We start from the raw sequence: 17,992 nt of genomic DNA on the forward strand, positions 1-17,992 counted from the left end.
CATGAACACCACGCGTTTTCTCACCGGCATCACCACCACGGGCACGCCCCACCTGGGCAACTTTGTGGGTTCGATCCGCCCCTCCGTGGCGGCCAGCCTGCAGCCTGGCGTGCAAAGCTTCTACTTCCTGGCCGACTACCACGCCCTCATCAAGTGCGAGGACCCGGTGCGCATCCAGCGCTCCACGCTGGAGATCGCGGCCAGCTGGCTGGCGGCGGGCCTGGACCCCGAGAAGGTCACTTTCTACCGCCAGTCCGACATCCCCGAGATCCCCGAGCTGACCTGGCTGCTGACCTGCGTGACGGGCAAGGGCGTGCTCAACCGCGCCCACGCCTACAAGGCCAGCGTGGACAAGAACACGGCCGCCGGGCGCGAGCAGGACGACGGCGTGACGGCGGGCCTGTTCATGTACCCCGTGCTCATGGGCGCCGACATCCTGATGTTCAAGGCGCACAAGGTGCCCGTGGGCCGCGACCAGATCCAGCACATCGAGATGGCGCGCGACATGGCGGCCAGCTTCAACCACCTGTATGGCGAGCACTTTGTGCTGCCCGAGGCGGCGATTGACGACCATGTGGCCACGCTGCCCGGCCTGGACGGGCGCAAGATGAGCAAGAGCTACGACAACACCATCCCGCTGTTCAGCTCGCGCGAGCAGCTCAAGAAACTGATCGGCTCCATCCTGACCGACTCGCGCGCGCCCGGCCAGGCCAAGGAGGTCGAGGGTTCGGCACTGTTCCAGATCTACCAGGCCTTTGCCACTGCCGACGAAACCAATGCGCTGCGCAAGGCCTACGCCGACGGCATCGCCTGGGGCGATGCCAAGCAGGTGCTGTTTGAGCGCGTGGACCAGGTGATTGCGCCCATGCGTGCCAAGTACGAAGACCTGATGAACAACCCCGCCCGCATCGAAACCACGCTGCTGGCCGGTGCCGAGCGCGCCCGCGCGTTGGCCACGCCGTTCATCCGCGAACTGCGCTCGGCCGTGGGCCTGCGCAGCCTGGCGCAGGCCAGCACCACCGCCAAGCCAGCGAAGGCCGCCAAGGCCGCTTTGCCCACGTTCAAGCAGTACCGCGAGGCCGACGGCAAGTTCTACTTCAAGCTGGTGGACGCCGATGGCCGCCTGCTGCTGCAAAGCACGGGTTTTGACGCGCCCAAGGACGCAGGCCAGGCCATCGCCCGCCTGCAGCGCGAAGGGCTGGGCGCGCTGGCGGGGCAGCGGTCGCCTGTGGATGGCGTGGCAGATGCCGATGTGGCAGCAGCACTGGCTGCGCTGGCCGCGCATGCAGAGGCTGCAGCCTGAGCATCTGGCACACATGAATGCTATCTATTTGATAGCTTAAAACGCTTGATGGTCGCACGCAGAGGGCCTAAAAAGCCCATAAAACTGGTCTCAATCCATGCGGTAACGCAGGCTGGTCCACAGCGTGGGGCGCACGGTGCCATGCAGCGGTGTCTGCAGCGTGCCCGCCCACGCCCAGCGGCGGTCCGCCGATTCGCGAAACAGTACGAGGTTGAAGCTCCAGCCCGCGCCCTGGGGTTGGGTGTTGGCCTCGTCGGCGAACCGCGAGCCCCGGTAGACCAGCGACGCCAGCGTCAGGTCGCGCGCGCCATGCCGCCAGACATTGGCCAGCACCCCTGTGTGCTGCGGCACGCCCGGCAGCAGCTTGCCCGCGTGTTGTGCGCCGGTGTTGCGCGACTGGGCCCAGGTGTAGCTGCCCAGCACGCTCCAATGCGGGGTCAGCACCCTGTTCAGCGCGGCGCCCGCCTGGTGCAGGCGGCCCTGGCTGAAGTAGGGGTTGCCGTTGTAGGCATCGATCACCACCTGCCCGGACGCACCCACGGGGGCCAGCACACCCGCCCGGTCTGACACCGAACTGCCCAGGTTGGGCACCAGCAGGCTGCCATCGGCAAACGTGGGGTTGGTGATGGACTGGCTGCTGAGCACGCCCCAGGCAAAGGTGCGCGCGTCGATCTCCCAATCCAGCTGCACGGCCCGTTTGCGCGCCAGGCTGCCCAGGCGCTGGTACTGGTGGTCGATGGCGATGGCCCCCACCGCCACAGGCGCCAGGGTGTGGGATGCGGGTGCGTGCATGCTTTCGATGTAGGCCGCGTGCAGCGCCCGGCCCGGCCCGATGCGGTAGGACAGCCCCGCCCGGGGCCGCAGCCGCCGGTTGTGGCCGCCCTCGGTGATGCTGGGCGCAAAAAAGTCTTCGTTGGTGATCTGGCTGAAGTAACGGCTCACGTACCGGGCATGCAAGCGCGGCCAGGCGGCCCCCGCCTCCCACGCCCAGGCGCCGTGCTGCCATTCGGAGGTGATCCAGGGCATGTCAAAACGTGCGGTGGTGGTGCCGTCCGACGCCTCCCAGGGCGCGCCAGGGTCGTACAGCCCGGAGCGTGCCTGGGCGCGGACGTTTTCCCACCCGGCGCTGAGCCGCTGCCCGGGCAGTTGCACCACATGCCGCAGCATCACGCCGTCCATGCCGTCCTGCACCCGCGAGTTCTGCGGGCCCCAGGCGTCGAAGTCGAGCACGCGGGTGTTGGTGCTGCGCACATGGTGGACCTTGAGCCAGGTCTGCGCGTCGGCCGACCAGCGCCAGGCCCCACCGGCATCGGTGCGCGTGGCGTGGGTGCGCGCCACGCCATCAAAGCGCGCAGGCCCCAGGTCCAGCCCGCCCGGGTAGCCCACACGGTCCCAGCCCTGGTCGTGCACCACAAACACACCCAGCTGGTCGGTGGGCCGCACGCCCCAGCCCAGCGTGGCCATGGGTGCTGTCATCCAGTACGAGCCCGACCCGCCCCGGGGCCACATGCGCAGCCCGGTGGCGCGGGCCAGCCAGGCCATGGGCACCACGCTGGCGTCCAACCCGCGCAAGGTCACCGCGCCCACCAGGGCCGAATGCACCGGGTTGTGTTCGGCGCTGGCGGTCCACACGGTTTCGTGGCCCTCGGTGGGCAACACGGGCACCTGCCGTTCGCCCAGGCCCAGCGCCAGCGGGTCGGCCAGGTAGCCCTGGTACAGCTCGGAATTGCGGCTGTAGTCGCTCTCGTGCCGATTGGCCATGAAGAAATGGCTGCCCGCCCAGAGCGGGTAGTACGACTGCTGCGCATAGGCGCGCGCCCAGTGCTCCAGCCCGAAGTCGCCCAGCGCCTTGCCCAGGTTGGCAGAGCCCTGGCTGTCGGACACCAGCGGGTTCAGCGACTTGAGGGCGGGCAGCCGCACCAGCGCCTGGCGCGCAGCGGCCATGGCGGCCTCGGGCTGGCCGCTGTCGTTGCGCAGGATGGCTTCGATCTGCCAAGGCAGCGGGTCGTTGGGATCGGCCAGGCGGGCGCGGTCCAGCGAATCCAGGGCCGCCGCCAGCTCGCCCAGCCGGTACTCGGCCACGGCCAGCCACACCTGGGCGCGGGCGTAGCGGGGCTCGATCACCAGCGCCTTGAGCAACTGGGTGCGCGCGCCCTCGGCATCGCCCCGCTGCAGCGCCAGCAGGCCCGCGCCGGCCAGGCTGGTGTAGTCGTCGCCCGCCAGTGCCAGGGCGGCGTCAAAGCCGGTGCGTGCGTCGGCCAGCCGCAGTGCCTCGGTGTCGGCCGTGGCCAGCTCGGCACGGTAGGCGGCGTGGTCGGGCGCCAGCGCCACGGCGCGCGCCAGGGTGGTGCGGGCGGCATGCAGGTCACCCCGCTCCTGCAGGGCCCGGCCCAGGCCCCACAGCGCGGCGGCCTGCTGCGCCGTACCTGCGGGTGCAGCGTCGGCCGCCTGGCGGTACAGGGCCAGGGCGGCGTCGCCCCGGCCCTCCAGGCGGTGCCAGTCGGCATCGGCCAGCAACAGCTCGGGCGCGGCGGGGGCGGCAGCGCGGGTGGTGTCCAGCCAGGCGCGGGCCTCGACGGGGCGGTCCAGAGCCATCAGCAGCTCAGCGCGGCGGGCGGCGATGCGCGGATCTTGTGTGCGCGGCCAGGCGGCGGCCAGGCGGGCCTGGGCGGCGTCCATCTGGCCATTTCGCAGGTCCAGGTCGGCCAGTACCAGGTGCACCACGGCGCCTGCGTCGCCCCGCGCTGCCATCTGTTGCAGTTGGGCCAGCGCAGCGCTCCATTGGCCTGCCTGCAGCGCTGCACGCAGATCGGCCAGCGCGGGCGGGATGTCGGGGCGCTGGAACTCGGCCCAGCGTGAGGTGTCCGTGGGGTAGGCCGCCACCCACTGCACGCGCTCGCGGGGGTTGACCAAGACGCGTTTGACCGGCGCCCGCCCCGGCTCCACAAAGCCCTGCTCGGCCGGGCCCAGCTGCACGCTGCCCTGGGCGTTGGACAGCTCCACCCGCCCCGAGAGCACGGTGAGCGTGGTGCGCCCGGCCGCATCCACCTCCACGTCCCAGTCGGTGCCGCGCACCACGGCCAGGGCGGCGGGGGTTTGCAGCTGCAGGGTGGCCGGGGTTTTCTTGGTGCGGGCCCACAGGCGCCCGGCGGCGAGCTCCAGAAGGGTGCGCTGGGGCTGCGACTCGCACAGCCGCACCTGGGCGCTGGCCGACATGCGGATCTGGGTGCGGTCGGCCAGCAGCAGGGCGGCGGACGACAGCGCCAGCGTGCGCATGTCGGCTCCGGCCCCGAGCTGCTGCGCCAGCGCGGCGGGCGACCAGGGCTCCACACCAGGCGCGCGGGTCTGGCCCTGGCCCGCCAGCGCCACGATCTGCGCTGCAGACGCGCCGGGCGCGGGCGCACCGCCTGCGCATTGGGCCCAGGCGGTGGCACTGCCCATCGCACCGAGCGCGAGGCCCAGACGGGTCCAACGGAAGAAGCGGCGATGGGATGGCATGGTGTGGCCTTTCATCGTGAGGTTCGGAGTCTTCTATTTATCGAGCGCACGGGCATCAAAAGACGGTGGCGTGGCCGGTGTCTGCGCGGCGGCATTGGCCAGGGCCAGCACCCGGGCGTGGAGCTGCTCGGCGTGCAGCGCCCACTGCGGCGCCTGGCGGTGCGCGCAGGCCTGCCATTGGGCGCAGCAGGCCAGAGCCGCAACCCACTCGGCGGCCTGCAGGTGGTGGTGCAGCGCCTGGCTGGTGGCCACCAGCGTGGCGTCGTCGCACGGGGTGTACACATCCAGCCCGGTGCTGCGCCCGGCCAGCACCACGGTGTCGAGCCAGAGCAGGTGCGCGTGCTCCGGGGCCCCGGCAGGCAGGGCCGCGCGCGTGGCGCCGGAGAGCAGGATGCCGGAGCCAAAGGCCTTGTTGGCCCCTTCGAGCCGCGCGGCGGTGTTCACCGCGTCACCCACGGCGGTGTAGGTGAAGCGTTCGTGCGAGCCCAGATGCCCCACCGCCGCCTCGCCCGTGTGCAGGCCGATGCGCAGCTGCACCTGCGCAAACGGTGTGCCCGCCCACTGCGCGCGCAAGGCCACCATCTCGGCCTGCATGGCCTGGGCGCAGGCCAGCGCCCGCACTGTGTGGGCAGGCTCGGGCAGGGGCGCATTCCAGAAGGCCATGACGGCATCGCCAATGAACTTGTCGAGCGTGCCGCCATGCTGGTGCACGGTGTGGGTCATGCGAGAGAAATAAGCGTTGAGGGCCTGGGCCACGGCCTCGGGCGGCAGGCGCTCGCTGGCGGCCGTGAAACCGGCCAGGTCGGAGAACAGCAGGGTCAGCACGCGGCGCTCGCCCTGCAGGGCTGGGGCCGCGCCTTCGGCCACCAACGCATCGACCACGGCGGGTGGCACATAGCGGGCAAAGTCGGCGCGCAGTTGCTCGCGGCGGCGGTGCTCGCGCCAATAGCTGTCAGCCGCCCCCACATTGAAATGCAGCGCCAGGCCTGCCAGTGTTGGCAGCGCGCTCCACCACAGGCCTGCCACCAGGGCCCACCACCCGCCCGCCACGGCCAGCAGCGCCAGCACGACGCTGAGCCACGCGGCCCGCGCCCCGCGCCAGCGGCGTGTGAGCGCCGCCACCACGCCTACCGCCAGCACGGCCTGCAAGAACGGCCCCAGGGGGTGTGCGGGCCGGATCCAGTCGCCCGCCAGCCCGTTGATCAGCGCCGTGGCATGCACCAGCACACCCGACTGGGTGCCCGCCCCCAGCACATGCAAGGGGGTGGCGAACTGGTCCACGCCGTCCAACGGCGTGTTCTGCCCCAGCAGCAGCAATCGGCCCTGGAGGGCGCCTGGGGCCAGCATGCGCGCGGGCTCCAGCGCCTGGGTGTAGTGGGCGTAGGGCAAAGGCAGCTCGGGCGCGTAGTAGCGCAGCAGCGCGCCCTCGGGGGGCGGGGTGACCACACGCCCTGCGGCCTGGGCCAGCACACGCCACAGCGCTGCATCGTGCCCCGGGGCGCGGCGCAGCACGCCATCGCCATCCGGCTCGACGGCCACACTTCCAAACCGGGCATCGGGGAACACGGAGGGCACGGTCTGCCGGTACTGCGCCACCTGCGAGCTGGGCACCACCACCTCGGCGGCAGCCAGCACCACGGGCAAACGCCCTTGCAGCGCCTGGGCCAGGACCGCGTCGTCCTCGGGCGTCTGGGGTGCGGCAAACAGCAGGTCGATGCCCAGCGCGGCGGCGCCTGCGGCCGATGCGGCGTCTACCAGTTGCGCATGCAGGCGGCGCGGCAGGGGCGGGCTCATGTTCAGCGCGGCCAGACTGGGCTCATCGAGCCCCACCACCAGCACGCCCACATCGGGCCGCACCGGGGCTGTGAGGCTGGCCAGCAGGTCGTATTCCAGCCGCTGCAGCGGGGCCCACACCGGCAGCGCCTGCAGCAGGACCAGCAGGCCCAGCGCCCACAGCACCCGCAGCGCCCAAGCGCGCCAGGCGTCTTGTGTGACCGGTGATTGCGTGCCTGCCATCCCGCCCCCTCTTTTGCTGGCGCCACACGATGCCGCCCAGCATGGTGAGCACACTGTAGTGCGTCCCCCGCCCCGTGCACAGCGGGGATACACGCAAACGTGCCAAGCGGGCGCTTTCTTGCACCCGGCCCTTAAACTGGGCGCCTGGACTGATCTGGAGAACCCTATGAAACTGCTGTTTGCCTCGGTCTCTGTGCTGGCCCTGCTGGCCGGTTGCAATGCCACCCAGCCCCACCACCCCTCCGGGCCCATGGCCTCGGGACGGGACCGCACCTTCAGCGTGCCGGTGTACGGCCCGGACACCTCCCAGGCCTACGCCACCGCCAGTCGCGAATGCCAGCGCCTGGCGCTGCACGCCAAGCTGCTGCGCAACGACGGCTCGCGCCTGGTGTTTGAGTGCGTGAGCGAACTGCCCGACAAACCTTGATGCCCCCTGCCTGCCTTGCACCCATCCGCCCCAGGGGCATCGGCGGGGCCCTGCTGGCCCTGGCCGCGCTGCTGGCGGGGTGCCAGCACGCACCTCGCCTGGAGCCCCCGGCGCCCCCCACCTGGGTCAACAGCCTGGGCATGGTGTTTGTGCAGGTGCCTGCGGGCCGGTTCTGGATGGGGGGCGTGCCCCCGGTGGAGATGCTGGCCCAGACCTACCCGCAGCTGGAGAAAAAGCGCTTCACCGACCTGATCGATGAAGCGCCCGGCCATGAAGTGCATGTCCGCCGCGCGCTCTACCTGGGCCAGCACGAGGTCACGGTGGGACAGTTCCAGCGGTTTATCGAAGCCTCGGGCTACCAGCCTGAGTCCGAAGCCGACGGCACGGGGGGCTATGGCTACAACCCCCAGTACGACCCGGCCACCACCCAGCGCGGCGACGCGTTCGAGGGCCGCTTGCCCCGGTACTCATGGCGCAACCCCGGGTTTGCGCAGGGCCCGAACCACCCGGTCGTCAACATCACCTGGAACGACGCCCAGGCCCTGGCCCACTGGCTGGGCCGCACCGAAGGCCACCGCTACCGACTGCCCACCGAGGCCGAGTGGGAATACGCCTGCCGCGCGGGCACCCGCACCCTCTACCCCCATGGCGACGATCCACAGGGCCTGGTGCGGGTGGCCAACACTTTTGACCAGGACGCCGCCCCCCTGTGGCCACGCTGGCGCCAGCATGCGCTGGCGGGCAGCGACGGCCATGCCTTTACCGCCCCCGTGGGCAGCTATGCCCCCAACGCTTTTGGCCTGCATGACATGCTGGGCAATGCATGGGAATGGGTGGCGGACTGGCACGACGACCATTACTACGCCACATCGCCAGGCACCGATCCACAGGGCCCGGCCGAGGGCGGTGTGCGCGTGCGCCGGGGCGGCTCGTGGCACACCTGGTCGTTCTACGCACGCTGCGGCTTTCGCAACTGGAACACGCCACAGACGCGGTATCCGCTGGTCGGCATGCGGCTGGTGCGCGAGATTGCCCCGTTGGCAGCACCCCGGCCGCCATCGCCCTGATGGTGCCCCTGCGTCTGCCACACACAACAAAGGGTTAACAAATGTCAAACCACCCGCACACCCGCACCAGGCCGCTAGGCCAGGCGCGGGATATCACGAATAATTCCCGGCTTCGATTTCGATGGGGGACACCATGCGCATAGCCGCTCTGGACGACGATGCGCTTCAGCTGGATCTGATCAAGCAGGCCACGGAGGCGATGGGCCATGTCTGCCACACACACCTGACAGGCGCCGAGTTGCTGCGCACGCTGCGCCGCGAAACCTTCGACCTGCTGATCGTGGACTGGCACCTGCCCGACACCACCGGGCCGGAGGTGGTGCGCTGGGTGCGCAAGAACGTGGCGGCGCAGCTGCCCATCCTGTTTGTGACCAACCGGCAGGAAGAACGCGACATCGTCGAAGGCCTGGCGAGCGGGGCCGACGACTTCATGGTCAAGCCCGTGCGCATCGGCGAACTCAATGCCCGCGTGGCCGCGCTGCTGCGTCGTGCCTACCCCGACAACGCAGCCAGCGTGCTGGAGTTTGGCCGCTACCGGTTTCTGCCCGAAACCCGCGCCATCGAAATGGACGGTGTGCCCGTGGAACTCAAGAACCGCGAATACGACCTCGCGCTGTTCCTGTTCCAGAACATGGGCCGGTTGCTGTCGCGTGACCACCTCAAGGAAATCGTCTGGGGCCAGGTGGCAGATGTCATGTCGCGCTCGCTGGACACCCACATCTCGCGCCTGCGCACCCTGCTGGACCTGCGCCCTGCCAATGGCTTCATTGTCACGGCGGTGTATGGCGTAGGCTACCGTTTTGAAGCTGTCGAAGCCCAGCGCAAGGACTGAACCAGGCATGAAAGAACCCCGCAGGCCCCGCCACAAGCGGCCCCGCCTGTTCCGGGCCACATGAAGGAGATATGACTTGACCCCCGCCATCCCGCACATCCGCTGGACCCCCTGCACTGCCGCTGCGCTGGCCCTGGTGGCCCTGGTGGCCCTCACAGGCCTTGCAGCCCGGGGAGCACAGGCCAGCCCGCCCGCCCCCCTGGGCGACGAGGTGGCCCACATCGTCAAGGAGGGGGACACCCTGGAAGGCCTGGCCCGGGACTACCTGGCCGCGCCCCGGCAATGGCAGCAGCTGCAGGCCCGCAACAAGGTGGCCGATCCACGGCGCCTGCAGCCGGGCTCGGTGATCTGGATCCCGGTGCGGCTGCAGCCCAGCGAGTCGGCCACGGTGCAATTTGTGCAGGGTGCCGTCACGGCACAGGCGAGGGCCGGTGATGCGCCTGCCCCTGTCAGCCCCGGTAGCAAGCTGGAGGAAGGCACGGCGCTGCAGGTGGGCCCGGAATCCTTTGTGACCGTCAAGCTCGCCGATGGCACCGTGGTCCGGGTACAGGCGCAGTCCGAGTTGCAGCTGCGGCAGCTGCGCCGCCGTGGCCGCGCGGGCAGCGTGCAGTCGGTGCTGGAGATGCACAAGGGTGGCGTGGAATCGACCGTGCCCCCCAGTACAGAGCCCCTGCGCCGGTTCGAGATCCGCACCCCGCTGGCCGTGACCAGCGTGCGAGGCACCCACTTCAGCGTGGCGATGGCGGAATCGGGCCAGACCACGGCCTCGGTGCTCAACGGCTCGGTGGCGGTGCAGTCCCGGCGCGACACCGACAGCCACCCTGCCGCATCCCTGACCGCCCCCACCGCCTTGCTGGCGCCGGGCCAGGGCCTGGCCGTGGCCACCGATGGCACCGTGGGCGCTGCCCGCCCCCTGCTGCCCCCGCCCGACACCTCGGGCATGCCCGCCATGCTGGGCGATGCCAGCCTGCTGGCCATTGACCTGCCCACCACACCGGGCGCAACACGCTACCTGGCCCAGGTGGCGCAGGACGAAGCACTCACCCAGGTGCTGCGCCATGGCAGCTTTGCCGATGGGCGCCTGCGCTGGAAAGCGCTCGAAGATGGCCGCTACTACCTGGCCGTGCGGGCCGTGGACGATGCCGGGATTGCAGGCCAGCCCGCCGTGCAGCCCTTCACCATCAAGACCCGGCCCGTGGCACCGCTGCACCAGTCCCCCGCGCCCGGCGCCGTGGTGCCCAGCGGCGCGGCCGAACTGCGCTGCACCGAGGTGCCTGGCGTGCGCTGGTACCGCGTGCAGGTGGCCGCCGATGCGAAGTTCACCAAGCCCCTGCGCGACGAACAGCGCCTGGACGAATGCCGCCTGCCCATTGGCGCCCTGCCCGTGGGCAACTACTTCTGGCGCATGGCCAGCGTTCAGCAGTTGCCGGGCGGCCAGGCCGACCAGGGCCCGTTTGCCCCGCCACAACCCTTCACCGTGGCAGAGCGCCCGGCCACGCTGTCGCTGCAGGCCTTGCAGGCCGACGACGGCGAACCCACGGTGCGCCTGCACTGGCCGGCCCAGCCGGGCCAGCGCTTCCGGCTGCAGCTGTCCACCGCCTCCGATACGGCTTTTGCCCAGCCCGCCCGGGACACCGTGCTGGACGCCCCCAGCTGGACCGGCAGCAACCTGCCCGCAGGCGAGTACCTGGTGCGCATCCAGGTGCTGGATCCCAGTGGCCTGGAAAGCGAGTTCTCGCGGCCCCGCAAGATCCGCGTGGGCACAGGCATCCGCACTGGCGCCGGGCTGCCGGTGTCCACCTCCAGCGGAGCGCCGGTGGGGCGCCCTTGAGCGCGCATTGCAGCCGCTATGCCCTGGCGGACACGGGCGGTACATGCCCCTTTGCAGCGCCCCGCCCGGGCGCTGAAAACGCCCCATGCTGAGCATTGCCCACAGCCGCCGCCGCAGGCGCCGCCTGGAATGGTCGGTGCTGGCCATTGTGCTGCTGGGGCTGGTGGCCTGGCTCAGCACGCCCGACAGCCTGGGCCGGGTGAACCACCTCGTGCAGGACGCCGGGCTGCGCCTGGTTTCCCGCGCCCCGCACCCAGACATCGTGCTCGTGGCCATCGACGACCCCAGCATTGCCGCCATTGGCCGCTGGCCCTGGCGCCGGGCCCTGCATGCCGAACTCATCACGCGGATCTCGGCGCAGAACCCGCATGTGATCGGCATGGACGTGTTGTTCAACGAAGCCGACCTGGACTACCCCGAAGACGACCTGCTGCTCACCGACGCCATCCGGCGCAGCGGGCGGGTGGTGCTGCCCGTACTGCGGCGCGGCTACGGCCCCACCGGCAACGCCACCGACTTGCCCTGGCCCGCATTTGCCCAGGCTGCCGCCGACCTGGGCCATGTGCATGTAGCCCCCGATGGCGACGGGGTAGTGCGCAGCCTGTACCTGCGCGAAGGCCCGGCCGCCGCGCCCTGGCACCACTTCAGCATGGCCCTGCAATGTGTGGCGCAGGCCCGTCAACCTGGCGCCGCCCCCTGCCCCCGCCCTGCAGCCCCCGCCGCTGATGCGGGCCCCTGGGAACGCACCGACCATGCCTTGATCGCCTACGCAGGCGGCCCCTCGCAATTCACCACCTACTCCTACATCGACGTGCTGCGCGGTGCAGTGCCCGCCGATGCCTTCCGGGGCAAATACGTACTGGTGGGCGCCGCCGCATCGGGGCTGGGCGATATGTTTGCCACCCCCGTCAGCCAGCAGTCGCGCCTGATGCCGGGGGTGGAGGTGGTGGCCCACGTGCTGGATGCACGCCTGTCGGGCGACCAGATTGCCCCCGCATCGCGAACACTCAATACGCTGTTCAATCTGGCCCCAGTCGCAGCCGCACTGCTTGTTCTGCTGCTGATGGGCCCCCTGGCTGCGCTGCTGACCAGCGCAGCGCTGGCCCTGGCCACGCTGCTGTTGAGCGTTGGCCTGCCCTGGTGGGCGGGCCTGCAGTTCGCACCGGCGGCTGCCCTGCTGGGGCTGGTGCTGGCCTACCCGCTGTGGAGCTGGCGGCGCCTGAGCGCTGCGGCGCATTTTCTGCGGCTGGAAATGGAGAACCTGCAGCGCCAGGGCCTGTCGATGCGGCTGCGCAGGCGCCCCGGGGACTCCGCCGACTTTCTGGAGCGGCGCATCAATGCAGTCGAGCGCGCGTCGCGCCAGTTGCGCGACCTGCACCATTTCGTGAGCGAGAGCCTGCAGCAGCTGCCATCGCCCAGCCTCGTCTGCGACCCCGAGGGCCAGATCCTGCTGGCCAACCAGGCGGCCCGCGAGCACCTGGGCGGCGGTGCAGAGGCCCCGCTGCAAGGCCAGTCGGTGGTCGATCTGCTGGCCGACCTGGTACATGCGGGCAGCCGCCAGCCGCTCATCACGCGGGAGCACTTACACCGTAGAACCCTGCCCGAACACAGCGAAGGCACCGATGCACAGGGCCGCAGCCTGCTGGTGCAATGCAAGCCTTTCACCGACCTGGCCAACGCAGGCTGGCTGCTCACGCTGGTGGACCTGACGGACATGCGCCGCGCCCTGCAACAGCGCGACCAGGCCATGAACTTCATCTCGCACGACATCCGCGCGCCCAACGCCTCCATCCTGACCCTGCTGGAGATGCAGCGCGCCTACCCCGACCGCATGGCGGGCGATGAACTGCTGCGGCGCATCGAGCGCTATGCACAGGCGTCCCTGGGCATGGCCGAAAGCTTCGTGCAGCTGGCCAGCGCGCAGGCACAGGAGTACCACATGGCGCCCCTGGACCTGGTCGCCCTGCTGGCGGAAACCACCGACGACCTCTGGGCCCTCGCCCGCGACCGGCAGGTGGACCTGCGTGTTACCGCAGCGCCCGAAGTAGCCCCGTGCAAGGGCGACCGCGCCCTGCTGCGCCGCGCCCTGGCCAATGTGATCAACAACGCCATCAAGTTCAGCCCGGAGGGCGGCGTGGTGGCGTGCGCCATCGCAGAACGCGGCCCGCACTGGGTGGTGTCGGTGCGCGACCAGGGCCCTGGCATTGCCCCCGCACTGCAGGACAGGCTGTTCACGCCCTACCAAAGGCTGCACGACCGCAGCCACCCTGCCGTGCAAGGCGTGGGCCTGGGCCTGGCGCTGGTGTCTACTGTGGTGCAGCGCCACAGCGGCAGCCTGGAGGTGGACAGCGACACAGGGCGAGGCGCCGAGTTCAGGCTGGTGCTGCCCCGCAGCGAGCACGGGCCAGAAGACAGCGACGGCTAAGCCACCCTGCCGCCTGCTGAAGCTGCCGCGCCTGCCGTGCCTGCGGTGGACGCAGATGCACGCAAATAATCCAGCACAGCCCGTCGATCGCCCTGGAACACGATGCGGCCCGCCCGCTGGCGTTGCTGGTAGGAATACATCGGGTCGTAGTATTCGCGCACCAGCAGGGCGATCCAGCCCCGGTGCAGCGCGGGGTCTGCGTGGTCCTTTTGCCGCGCCAGTGCCTCCAGCATGGTCGCGCGCAGTGCCCGGTGCCGGTCGCCGCCCAGGCGCTTTGCGAGCTTGTCCAGGCTTTCCAGCAAGCGGGCCGCAAACAGATCGGTGCCCACCACCTCGCCATGGGCGGCCACAAAGTCGGCGCATTGCTGCACCACATAGTCCTGCAGGATGCGTTCGACCCGGGCATCAAAGCCGTCGTCCAGGCACACGATGGGGGCCTGCTCCAGCCGCTGCCGCAGTGCCAGCGGCACGGAGCAACTGCCCACATGCCGCCCCTCGTCTTCGACCACAAACGCCCCATGCCCCTGATCGCGCTTTTTGAGCAGGTCGATGGCCAGCTGGTTCTCGAAATCAATCTGCGAAGGCTGGCCACTCACGCGCTGGCCAAAGCTGGAGCCCCGGTGGTTGGCAAACCCCTCCAGGTCCAGCCCCTGGGCCAGTTGCGCAATCACCTCTGTCTTGCCGGTACCGGTGAGGCCGCCCAGCACCACAAAACCGCACTGCGCCGAGGCCGCATCCAGGGTGTCGATGAGAAAACCGCGCAGGGCCTTGTAGCCGCCCTGGACGCGGGGGTAGTCGATGCCCGCTTCGGCATGCAGCCACTGCTGAACAATCTGGGACCGCAGGCCGCCCCGAAAGCAATACAGCACGCCTCCCGGATGGTCCTGCGCAAACTGTGCCCAGGCAGCGATGCGGGCCTGTTTGGTGGCACCTGACACCAGCTGGTGCCCCAAGGCGATCGCCGCGTCCTGCCCCTTGTGCTTGTAGCAGGTGCCCACCTGCTGGCGTTCGCCATCGTCCATCAGCGGACGGTTGACCACCCCGGGGAACGCGCCCTGCGCAAACTCCACCGGCGCACGCACATCCATCATGGGCACACCGTTCAGGAACAGGTGCCGGTAGTCCGACAAAGCGGCCAGCATCAGCGCAACACCACGGCCAGGGCGCGCCGCTCCGTCATCTGGCCAATAGGCGCCAGCGCCAGGCCCAGCCCGCTTGCCACCGCCAGAAACTCGCCCTCGTCTTCGGGGCTCACCGCCACCAAGAGCCCGCCGCTGGTCTGCGGGTCGCACAGCAGGTGCTTCTGCTCTTCGGTCAGCGGCGCAATCTTGGCGCCGTAGCTGTCGAAGTTGCGCAACGTCCCGCCGGGCACGCAGCCCTGGTCCATGTAGTGCTCCACCCCCGCCAGGCGTGGCACGGCGGCGTAGTCGATCTCGGCGCTCAGGCCGCTGCCATCGGCCATCTCGACCAGGTGCCCCAACAGCCCAAAGCCCGTCACGTCGGTCATCGCCCTCACCCCCGCGAGCCGGCCAAACCGGCTGCCGGGTTGGTTCAGCGTGCACATCAGGTCGCGCGCCACACCCACGTCCTGCGGGCGCAGCCGGGCTTTCTTCTCGGCCGTGGTCAGGATGCCAATGCCCAGGGGCTTGGTCAGGTACAGGCGGCAGCCCACCGTGGCGGTGTCGTTGCGCTTGAGGTGGCGCTTCTCCACCACCCCGGTCACGGCCAGGCCAAAAATGGGCTCCGGCGCATCGATGGAATGCCCGCCCGCCAGCGGAATGCCCGCCGCATCGCACACGGCCCGCCCGCCGCGCACCACCTCGCGTGCGACCTCGGGCGGCAGGACATTCACCGGCCAGCCCAGGATGGCAATCGCCATCAGCGGGTCCGCCCCCATGGCGTAGATGTCGCTGATGGCATTGGTGGCCGCGATGCGTCCGAAATCGAAGGGGTCGTCCACGATGGGCATGAAGAAGTCGGTGGTGGACACCACCCCGCGCTCGCCATCCAGCGCATACACGGCCGCATCGTCGCGCGAGGTGTTGCCCACCCACAGCCGGGGGTCCAGGTTCTGCGCCCCGCTTCCCGCCAGGATCACGTCCAGCACCTGGGGACTGATCTTGCAGCCGCAGCCTGCGCCATGGCTGTACTGGGTCAGGCGAATGGAAGGGTTCATGGGCAGTTCTGAGGACATACAGGGTTCTTTCCGGGCATCAGGCGCAAACCGCGCAGCCCTCCATTCTGGCGGTGAGGGCCCGGCGGCTCAACACGCCAGCCCCATTCCACATGCCCACGAGCAATCTGCTGAAGCTGCTGGGCGGTATACCAACAGGGACATAGTCTCTCCCTACCCGCCCCCCTAGAATTGCACCAGAGCGGTGCAATGGCGCTCCATGGCTGCCCCAGGCAATGGTCGTGCCTCGCTGACCCTTCGTCCTCCAACCCCACCATTTCGCCAGAACCACCCCTCATTCATGCTCAGTCTTGACCTTCGCTCCCTGACCATCATGGCGGGCCTGATCGGCATCGTGATGGGGCTGGTCTTGCTGGGCCTGCGACGCAGCTACCCGGCGTCGATCCGGGGCATGCGGCTGTGGGGCGCTGCGCCCCTGCTGTGCGCCAGCTCCACCCTGTTTTATGGACTCGACGGCGTGCTCCCGCCCACCCTCGTGGCTCTGACAGGCAACGCACTGCTGCTGGTGGGTGTCACGCTGTTTCTGCTGGGGAGCGAGCGGCTGTATGGCCTGCCATCGTCAGGGCGCCGCTGGGCTGCGGTGATCGCGTTGGTTTTGCTGGTCCTTGCCTTCTTCATGCATGGCTACCCCGACTACCGCATCCGCGTCCTGGTTTTCAGCGGCACCTTGGCAGCCATCGTGGCGGAACATGCACGCCTGCTGGGCCGCCATGGCAACCAGGGCTTCGCCCCTCGCTTCACGGCCATGGTGCTGTGGGGGCAAGCGGCAGTGCTGGTCTGCCGCGCCGTCTCCACCCTGTGGCTGGACCAGGCAGACACCCAGCGCTTCGCGCAGTCCTTCGTCCAGACCCTCTACATCGCCGCCCTCAGCTTCTCGGTGCTGCTGGTCAGCATCGGGGTCTTGCTCATGGCCGGCGAGCGTGTGCGGGCAGAGTTTGAGTACCTGGCCACCCATGACTCCCTGACGGGGGCACACAGCCGCCGGTCCGTGCTGGCGGCCTGTGCCGACGAACTGGCCCGCTGGAGCCGCTATGGAAAACCATTCTCACTGCTGATCCTGGACATCGACCACTTCAAGCGCGTCAACGACGCGCATGGGCACCTGGCGGGTGACCAGGTCCTTGCGCGCTTCGTGCGGCTTGCCGAATCGCACCTGCGATCGGCAGACCGGCTCGGGCGCTACGGGGGCGAGGAATTCATGGTGCTGCTGCGAGAAACCGACAGCGCAGCCGCCCAGGCCGTGGCCGAACGCATACGCGCAGCACTCGACGCCACCCCGGAGGCCGCAGGCCTGCCGCACTGCACCGTCAGCATCGGGGTGACCACGGCACCGCCGGGCGACAAATCGGTCGACGCCCTGATCGCACGCGCCGATGCCGCCCTCTACGAGGCCATGGCACAAGGCCGCAACCAGGTCCGGGTCGGCTGAAGAACGGTTGGAAAGAGAAAGCGTGGGCAAGGAGGCCCAGAAACCAGAAAGGGTTTGCTTCTATTTTCATAGCAGCAAACCCTTTGGATACTGGCGGAGAGGGTGGGATTCGAACCCACGGTAGTGTTGCCACTACGCCTGATTTCGAGTCAGGTACATTCGACCACTCTGCCACCTCTCCTGTGAGTCGAAGCTGCGATTATAGCAAGGTTTTCCGGCGCTCAGACAGGCGGCTCCCGCATGTTCCGTCGGCCTCAGCCGTGTCGGCGAACGATGTGCCCAGGCCCCAGGTCAGTGCAAGCTGTGGCACCCAGCATGGCGAGGTTGCGGTCCACCTCGTCGCGCAGCAGCCCGATGGCGTGCTGCACCCCGGCCTCCCCAGCCACAGCGGCCGCGTAGTTGAAAGGGCGCCCCACCAGCACCATGCGTGCGCCCAGCGCAATGGCCTTGAGCACGTCAGAGCCACGCCGGAAGCCCCCATCGATGAGCACCGGGAAGGCAGGCCCCACCGCCGCCACCACGGCCTCCAGCACGCGCATGGCGGACACGGCGCCGTCGAGCTGGCGACCGCCATGGTTGGACAGCACCACCCCGTCGGCCCCCAGGTTCCGGGCCTGCATTGCGTCTTCCACGCTGAGCAGCCCTTTGACGACCAACGGCCCCTTCCAGCGGCGACGGATGGCATCCAGATGGTTCCAGCTGAGGTGGTCGCGCGCGGAGAAGTCGCGCAGCACCGAAGACGACACGATGGGCGCGCCCCGCGTGGCGAACGAATTCTCGAAGTGCGGCATGCCATGGCGCAGCAGCGTGCGCAAAAAGGTGTCAGCCACCCAGCGTGGCCGCACTAGTCCACTGAATCATTGAAATTGGCGGTATCGGCGCTGCGGATCGTCGTGCTTCCACTTGATGGGCTTGGGGTCTTTGTTGTAGTGGCGGATATAGCGCATGAGCTTCTTGTCCAAGTCTTTTA

11 protein-coding genes, 1 tRNA gene and 1 pseudogene are annotated in these 17,992 nt (G+C 69.4%); 7 read left to right on the forward strand and 6 right to left on the reverse strand.

Annotation, left to right across the window (positions count from 1 at the left end; all coding sequences use genetic code 11):
• The first annotated feature begins 1 nt into the window (after position 1).
• Entirely contained in the window at positions 2 to 1,303 is a 1,302-nt protein-coding gene (locus ACYZGB_RS17820; protein WP_462390208.1) for a tryptophan--tRNA ligase, read from the forward strand.
• A 90-nt stretch (positions 1,304 to 1,393) separates the two neighbouring features.
• Here ACYZGB_RS17820 and ACYZGB_RS17825 read toward each other — a convergent pair whose 3' ends face one another.
• Together ACYZGB_RS17825 and ACYZGB_RS17830 are read right to left on the reverse strand one after the other, a co-directional pair.
• Positions 1,394 to 4,801 carry a tetratricopeptide repeat protein gene (locus ACYZGB_RS17825; RefSeq protein WP_462390209.1) on the reverse strand — a complete coding sequence of 1,136 codons (3,408 nt, stop codon included), beginning with the start codon at positions 4,799 to 4,801 and terminating at the stop codon, positions 1,394 to 1,396.
• Between the two features lie 33 nt (positions 4,802 to 4,834).
• A complete protein-coding gene (locus ACYZGB_RS17830) occupies positions 4,835 to 6,817 on the reverse strand; it encodes a CHASE2 domain-containing protein (protein ID WP_462390210.1) in 1,983 nt (660 codons plus the stop codon).
• 166 nt (positions 6,818 to 6,983) lie between these two features.
• Between ACYZGB_RS17830 and ACYZGB_RS17835 the strand changes: the two genes are divergently transcribed.
• From ACYZGB_RS17835 to ACYZGB_RS17855, 5 genes are all read left to right on the forward strand, one after another.
• Positions 6,984 to 7,244: a hypothetical protein gene (locus ACYZGB_RS17835; protein ID WP_094291478.1), complete on the forward strand. Its 261-nt coding sequence runs from the start codon at positions 6,984 to 6,986 to the stop codon at positions 7,242 to 7,244.
• Positions 7,244 to 8,311, forward strand: a complete 1,068-nt coding sequence (locus tag ACYZGB_RS17840; RefSeq protein WP_462390212.1) for a formylglycine-generating enzyme family protein — start codon at positions 7,244 to 7,246, stop codon at positions 8,309 to 8,311. The genes ACYZGB_RS17835 and ACYZGB_RS17840 overlap by 1 nt, the downstream gene beginning before the upstream one ends.
• 133 nt (positions 8,312 to 8,444) lie before the next feature.
• Entirely contained in the window at positions 8,445 to 9,143 is a 699-nt protein-coding gene (locus tag ACYZGB_RS17845) for a response regulator transcription factor (RefSeq protein WP_462390214.1), read from the forward strand.
• A 76-nt stretch (positions 9,144 to 9,219) separates the two neighbouring features.
• Complete coding sequence (locus ACYZGB_RS17850) at positions 9,220 to 10,974, forward strand: FecR family protein (RefSeq protein ID WP_462390215.1); 1,755 nt, start codon at positions 9,220 to 9,222, stop codon at positions 10,972 to 10,974.
• An 85-nt stretch (positions 10,975 to 11,059) separates the two neighbouring features.
• Positions 11,060 to 13,399, forward strand: coding sequence for a CHASE2 domain-containing protein (locus ACYZGB_RS17855; protein WP_462390216.1), 2,340 nt, complete (start codon positions 11,060 to 11,062; stop codon positions 13,397 to 13,399).
• Here ACYZGB_RS17855 and mnmH read toward each other — a convergent pair.
• Both mnmH and selD read right to left on the reverse strand, forming a co-directional pair.
• On the reverse strand, positions 13,396 to 14,541 hold the full coding sequence (mnmH, locus tag ACYZGB_RS17860; protein ID WP_462390217.1) for a tRNA 2-selenouridine(34) synthase MnmH: 1,146 nt from the start codon (positions 14,539 to 14,541) through the stop codon (positions 13,396 to 13,398). The genes ACYZGB_RS17855 and mnmH overlap by 4 nt on opposite strands.
• Positions 14,541 to 15,575 carry a selenide, water dikinase SelD gene (gene selD, locus ACYZGB_RS17865; RefSeq protein WP_462390219.1) on the reverse strand — a complete coding sequence of 345 codons (1,035 nt, stop codon included), beginning with the start codon at positions 15,573 to 15,575 and terminating at the stop codon, positions 14,541 to 14,543. The genes mnmH and selD overlap by 1 nt, the downstream gene beginning before the upstream one ends.
• Positions 15,576 to 15,873: 298 nt before the next feature.
• Here selD and ACYZGB_RS17870 point away from each other — a divergent pair, with 298 nt between their 5' ends.
• Complete coding sequence (locus tag ACYZGB_RS17870; protein WP_462390221.1) at positions 15,874 to 17,022, forward strand: GGDEF domain-containing protein; 1,149 nt, start codon at positions 15,874 to 15,876, stop codon at positions 17,020 to 17,022.
• 91 nt (positions 17,023 to 17,113) lie between these two features.
• On the opposite strand, the gene ACYZGB_RS17875 is transcribed toward ACYZGB_RS17870, so the two are convergent.
• Positions 17,114 to 17,203: transfer RNA gene (locus tag ACYZGB_RS17875), tRNA-Ser, on the reverse strand.
• Positions 17,204 to 17,276: 73 nt separating this feature from the next.
• Positions 17,277 to 17,879, reverse strand: a pseudogene (locus ACYZGB_RS17880) (alpha-hydroxy acid oxidase); the annotation flags it as partial.
• Positions 17,880 to 17,992 lie beyond the last annotated feature (113 nt).

Source organism: Acidovorax sp. Q11 (genome assembly GCF_054950075.1).

Coding starts and splice junctions, on each gene's coding strand:
- ACYZGB_RS17820 (WP_462390208.1), top strand. CDS start 2: ATGAACACCACGCGTTTTCTCACCGGCATCACCACCACGGGCACGCCC.
- ACYZGB_RS17825 (WP_462390209.1), bottom strand. CDS start 4,801: ATGCCATCCCATCGCCGCTTCTTCCGTTGGACCCGTCTGGGCCTCGCG.
- ACYZGB_RS17830 (WP_462390210.1), bottom strand. CDS start 6,817: ATGGCAGGCACGCAATCACCGGTCACACAAGACGCCTGGCGCGCTTGG.
- ACYZGB_RS17835 (WP_094291478.1), top strand. CDS start 6,984: ATGAAACTGCTGTTTGCCTCGGTCTCTGTGCTGGCCCTGCTGGCCGGT.
- ACYZGB_RS17840 (WP_462390212.1), top strand. CDS start 7,244: ATGCCCCCTGCCTGCCTTGCACCCATCCGCCCCAGGGGCATCGGCGGG.
- ACYZGB_RS17845 (WP_462390214.1), top strand. CDS start 8,445: ATGCGCATAGCCGCTCTGGACGACGATGCGCTTCAGCTGGATCTGATC.
- ACYZGB_RS17855 (WP_462390216.1), top strand. CDS start 11,060: ATGCTGAGCATTGCCCACAGCCGCCGCCGCAGGCGCCGCCTGGAATGG.
- mnmH (WP_462390217.1), bottom strand. CDS start 14,541: ATGCTGGCCGCTTTGTCGGACTACCGGCACCTGTTCCTGAACGGTGTG.
- selD (WP_462390219.1), bottom strand. CDS start 15,575: ATGAACCCTTCCATTCGCCTGACCCAGTACAGCCATGGCGCAGGCTGC.
- ACYZGB_RS17870 (WP_462390221.1), top strand. CDS start 15,874: ATGCTCAGTCTTGACCTTCGCTCCCTGACCATCATGGCGGGCCTGATC.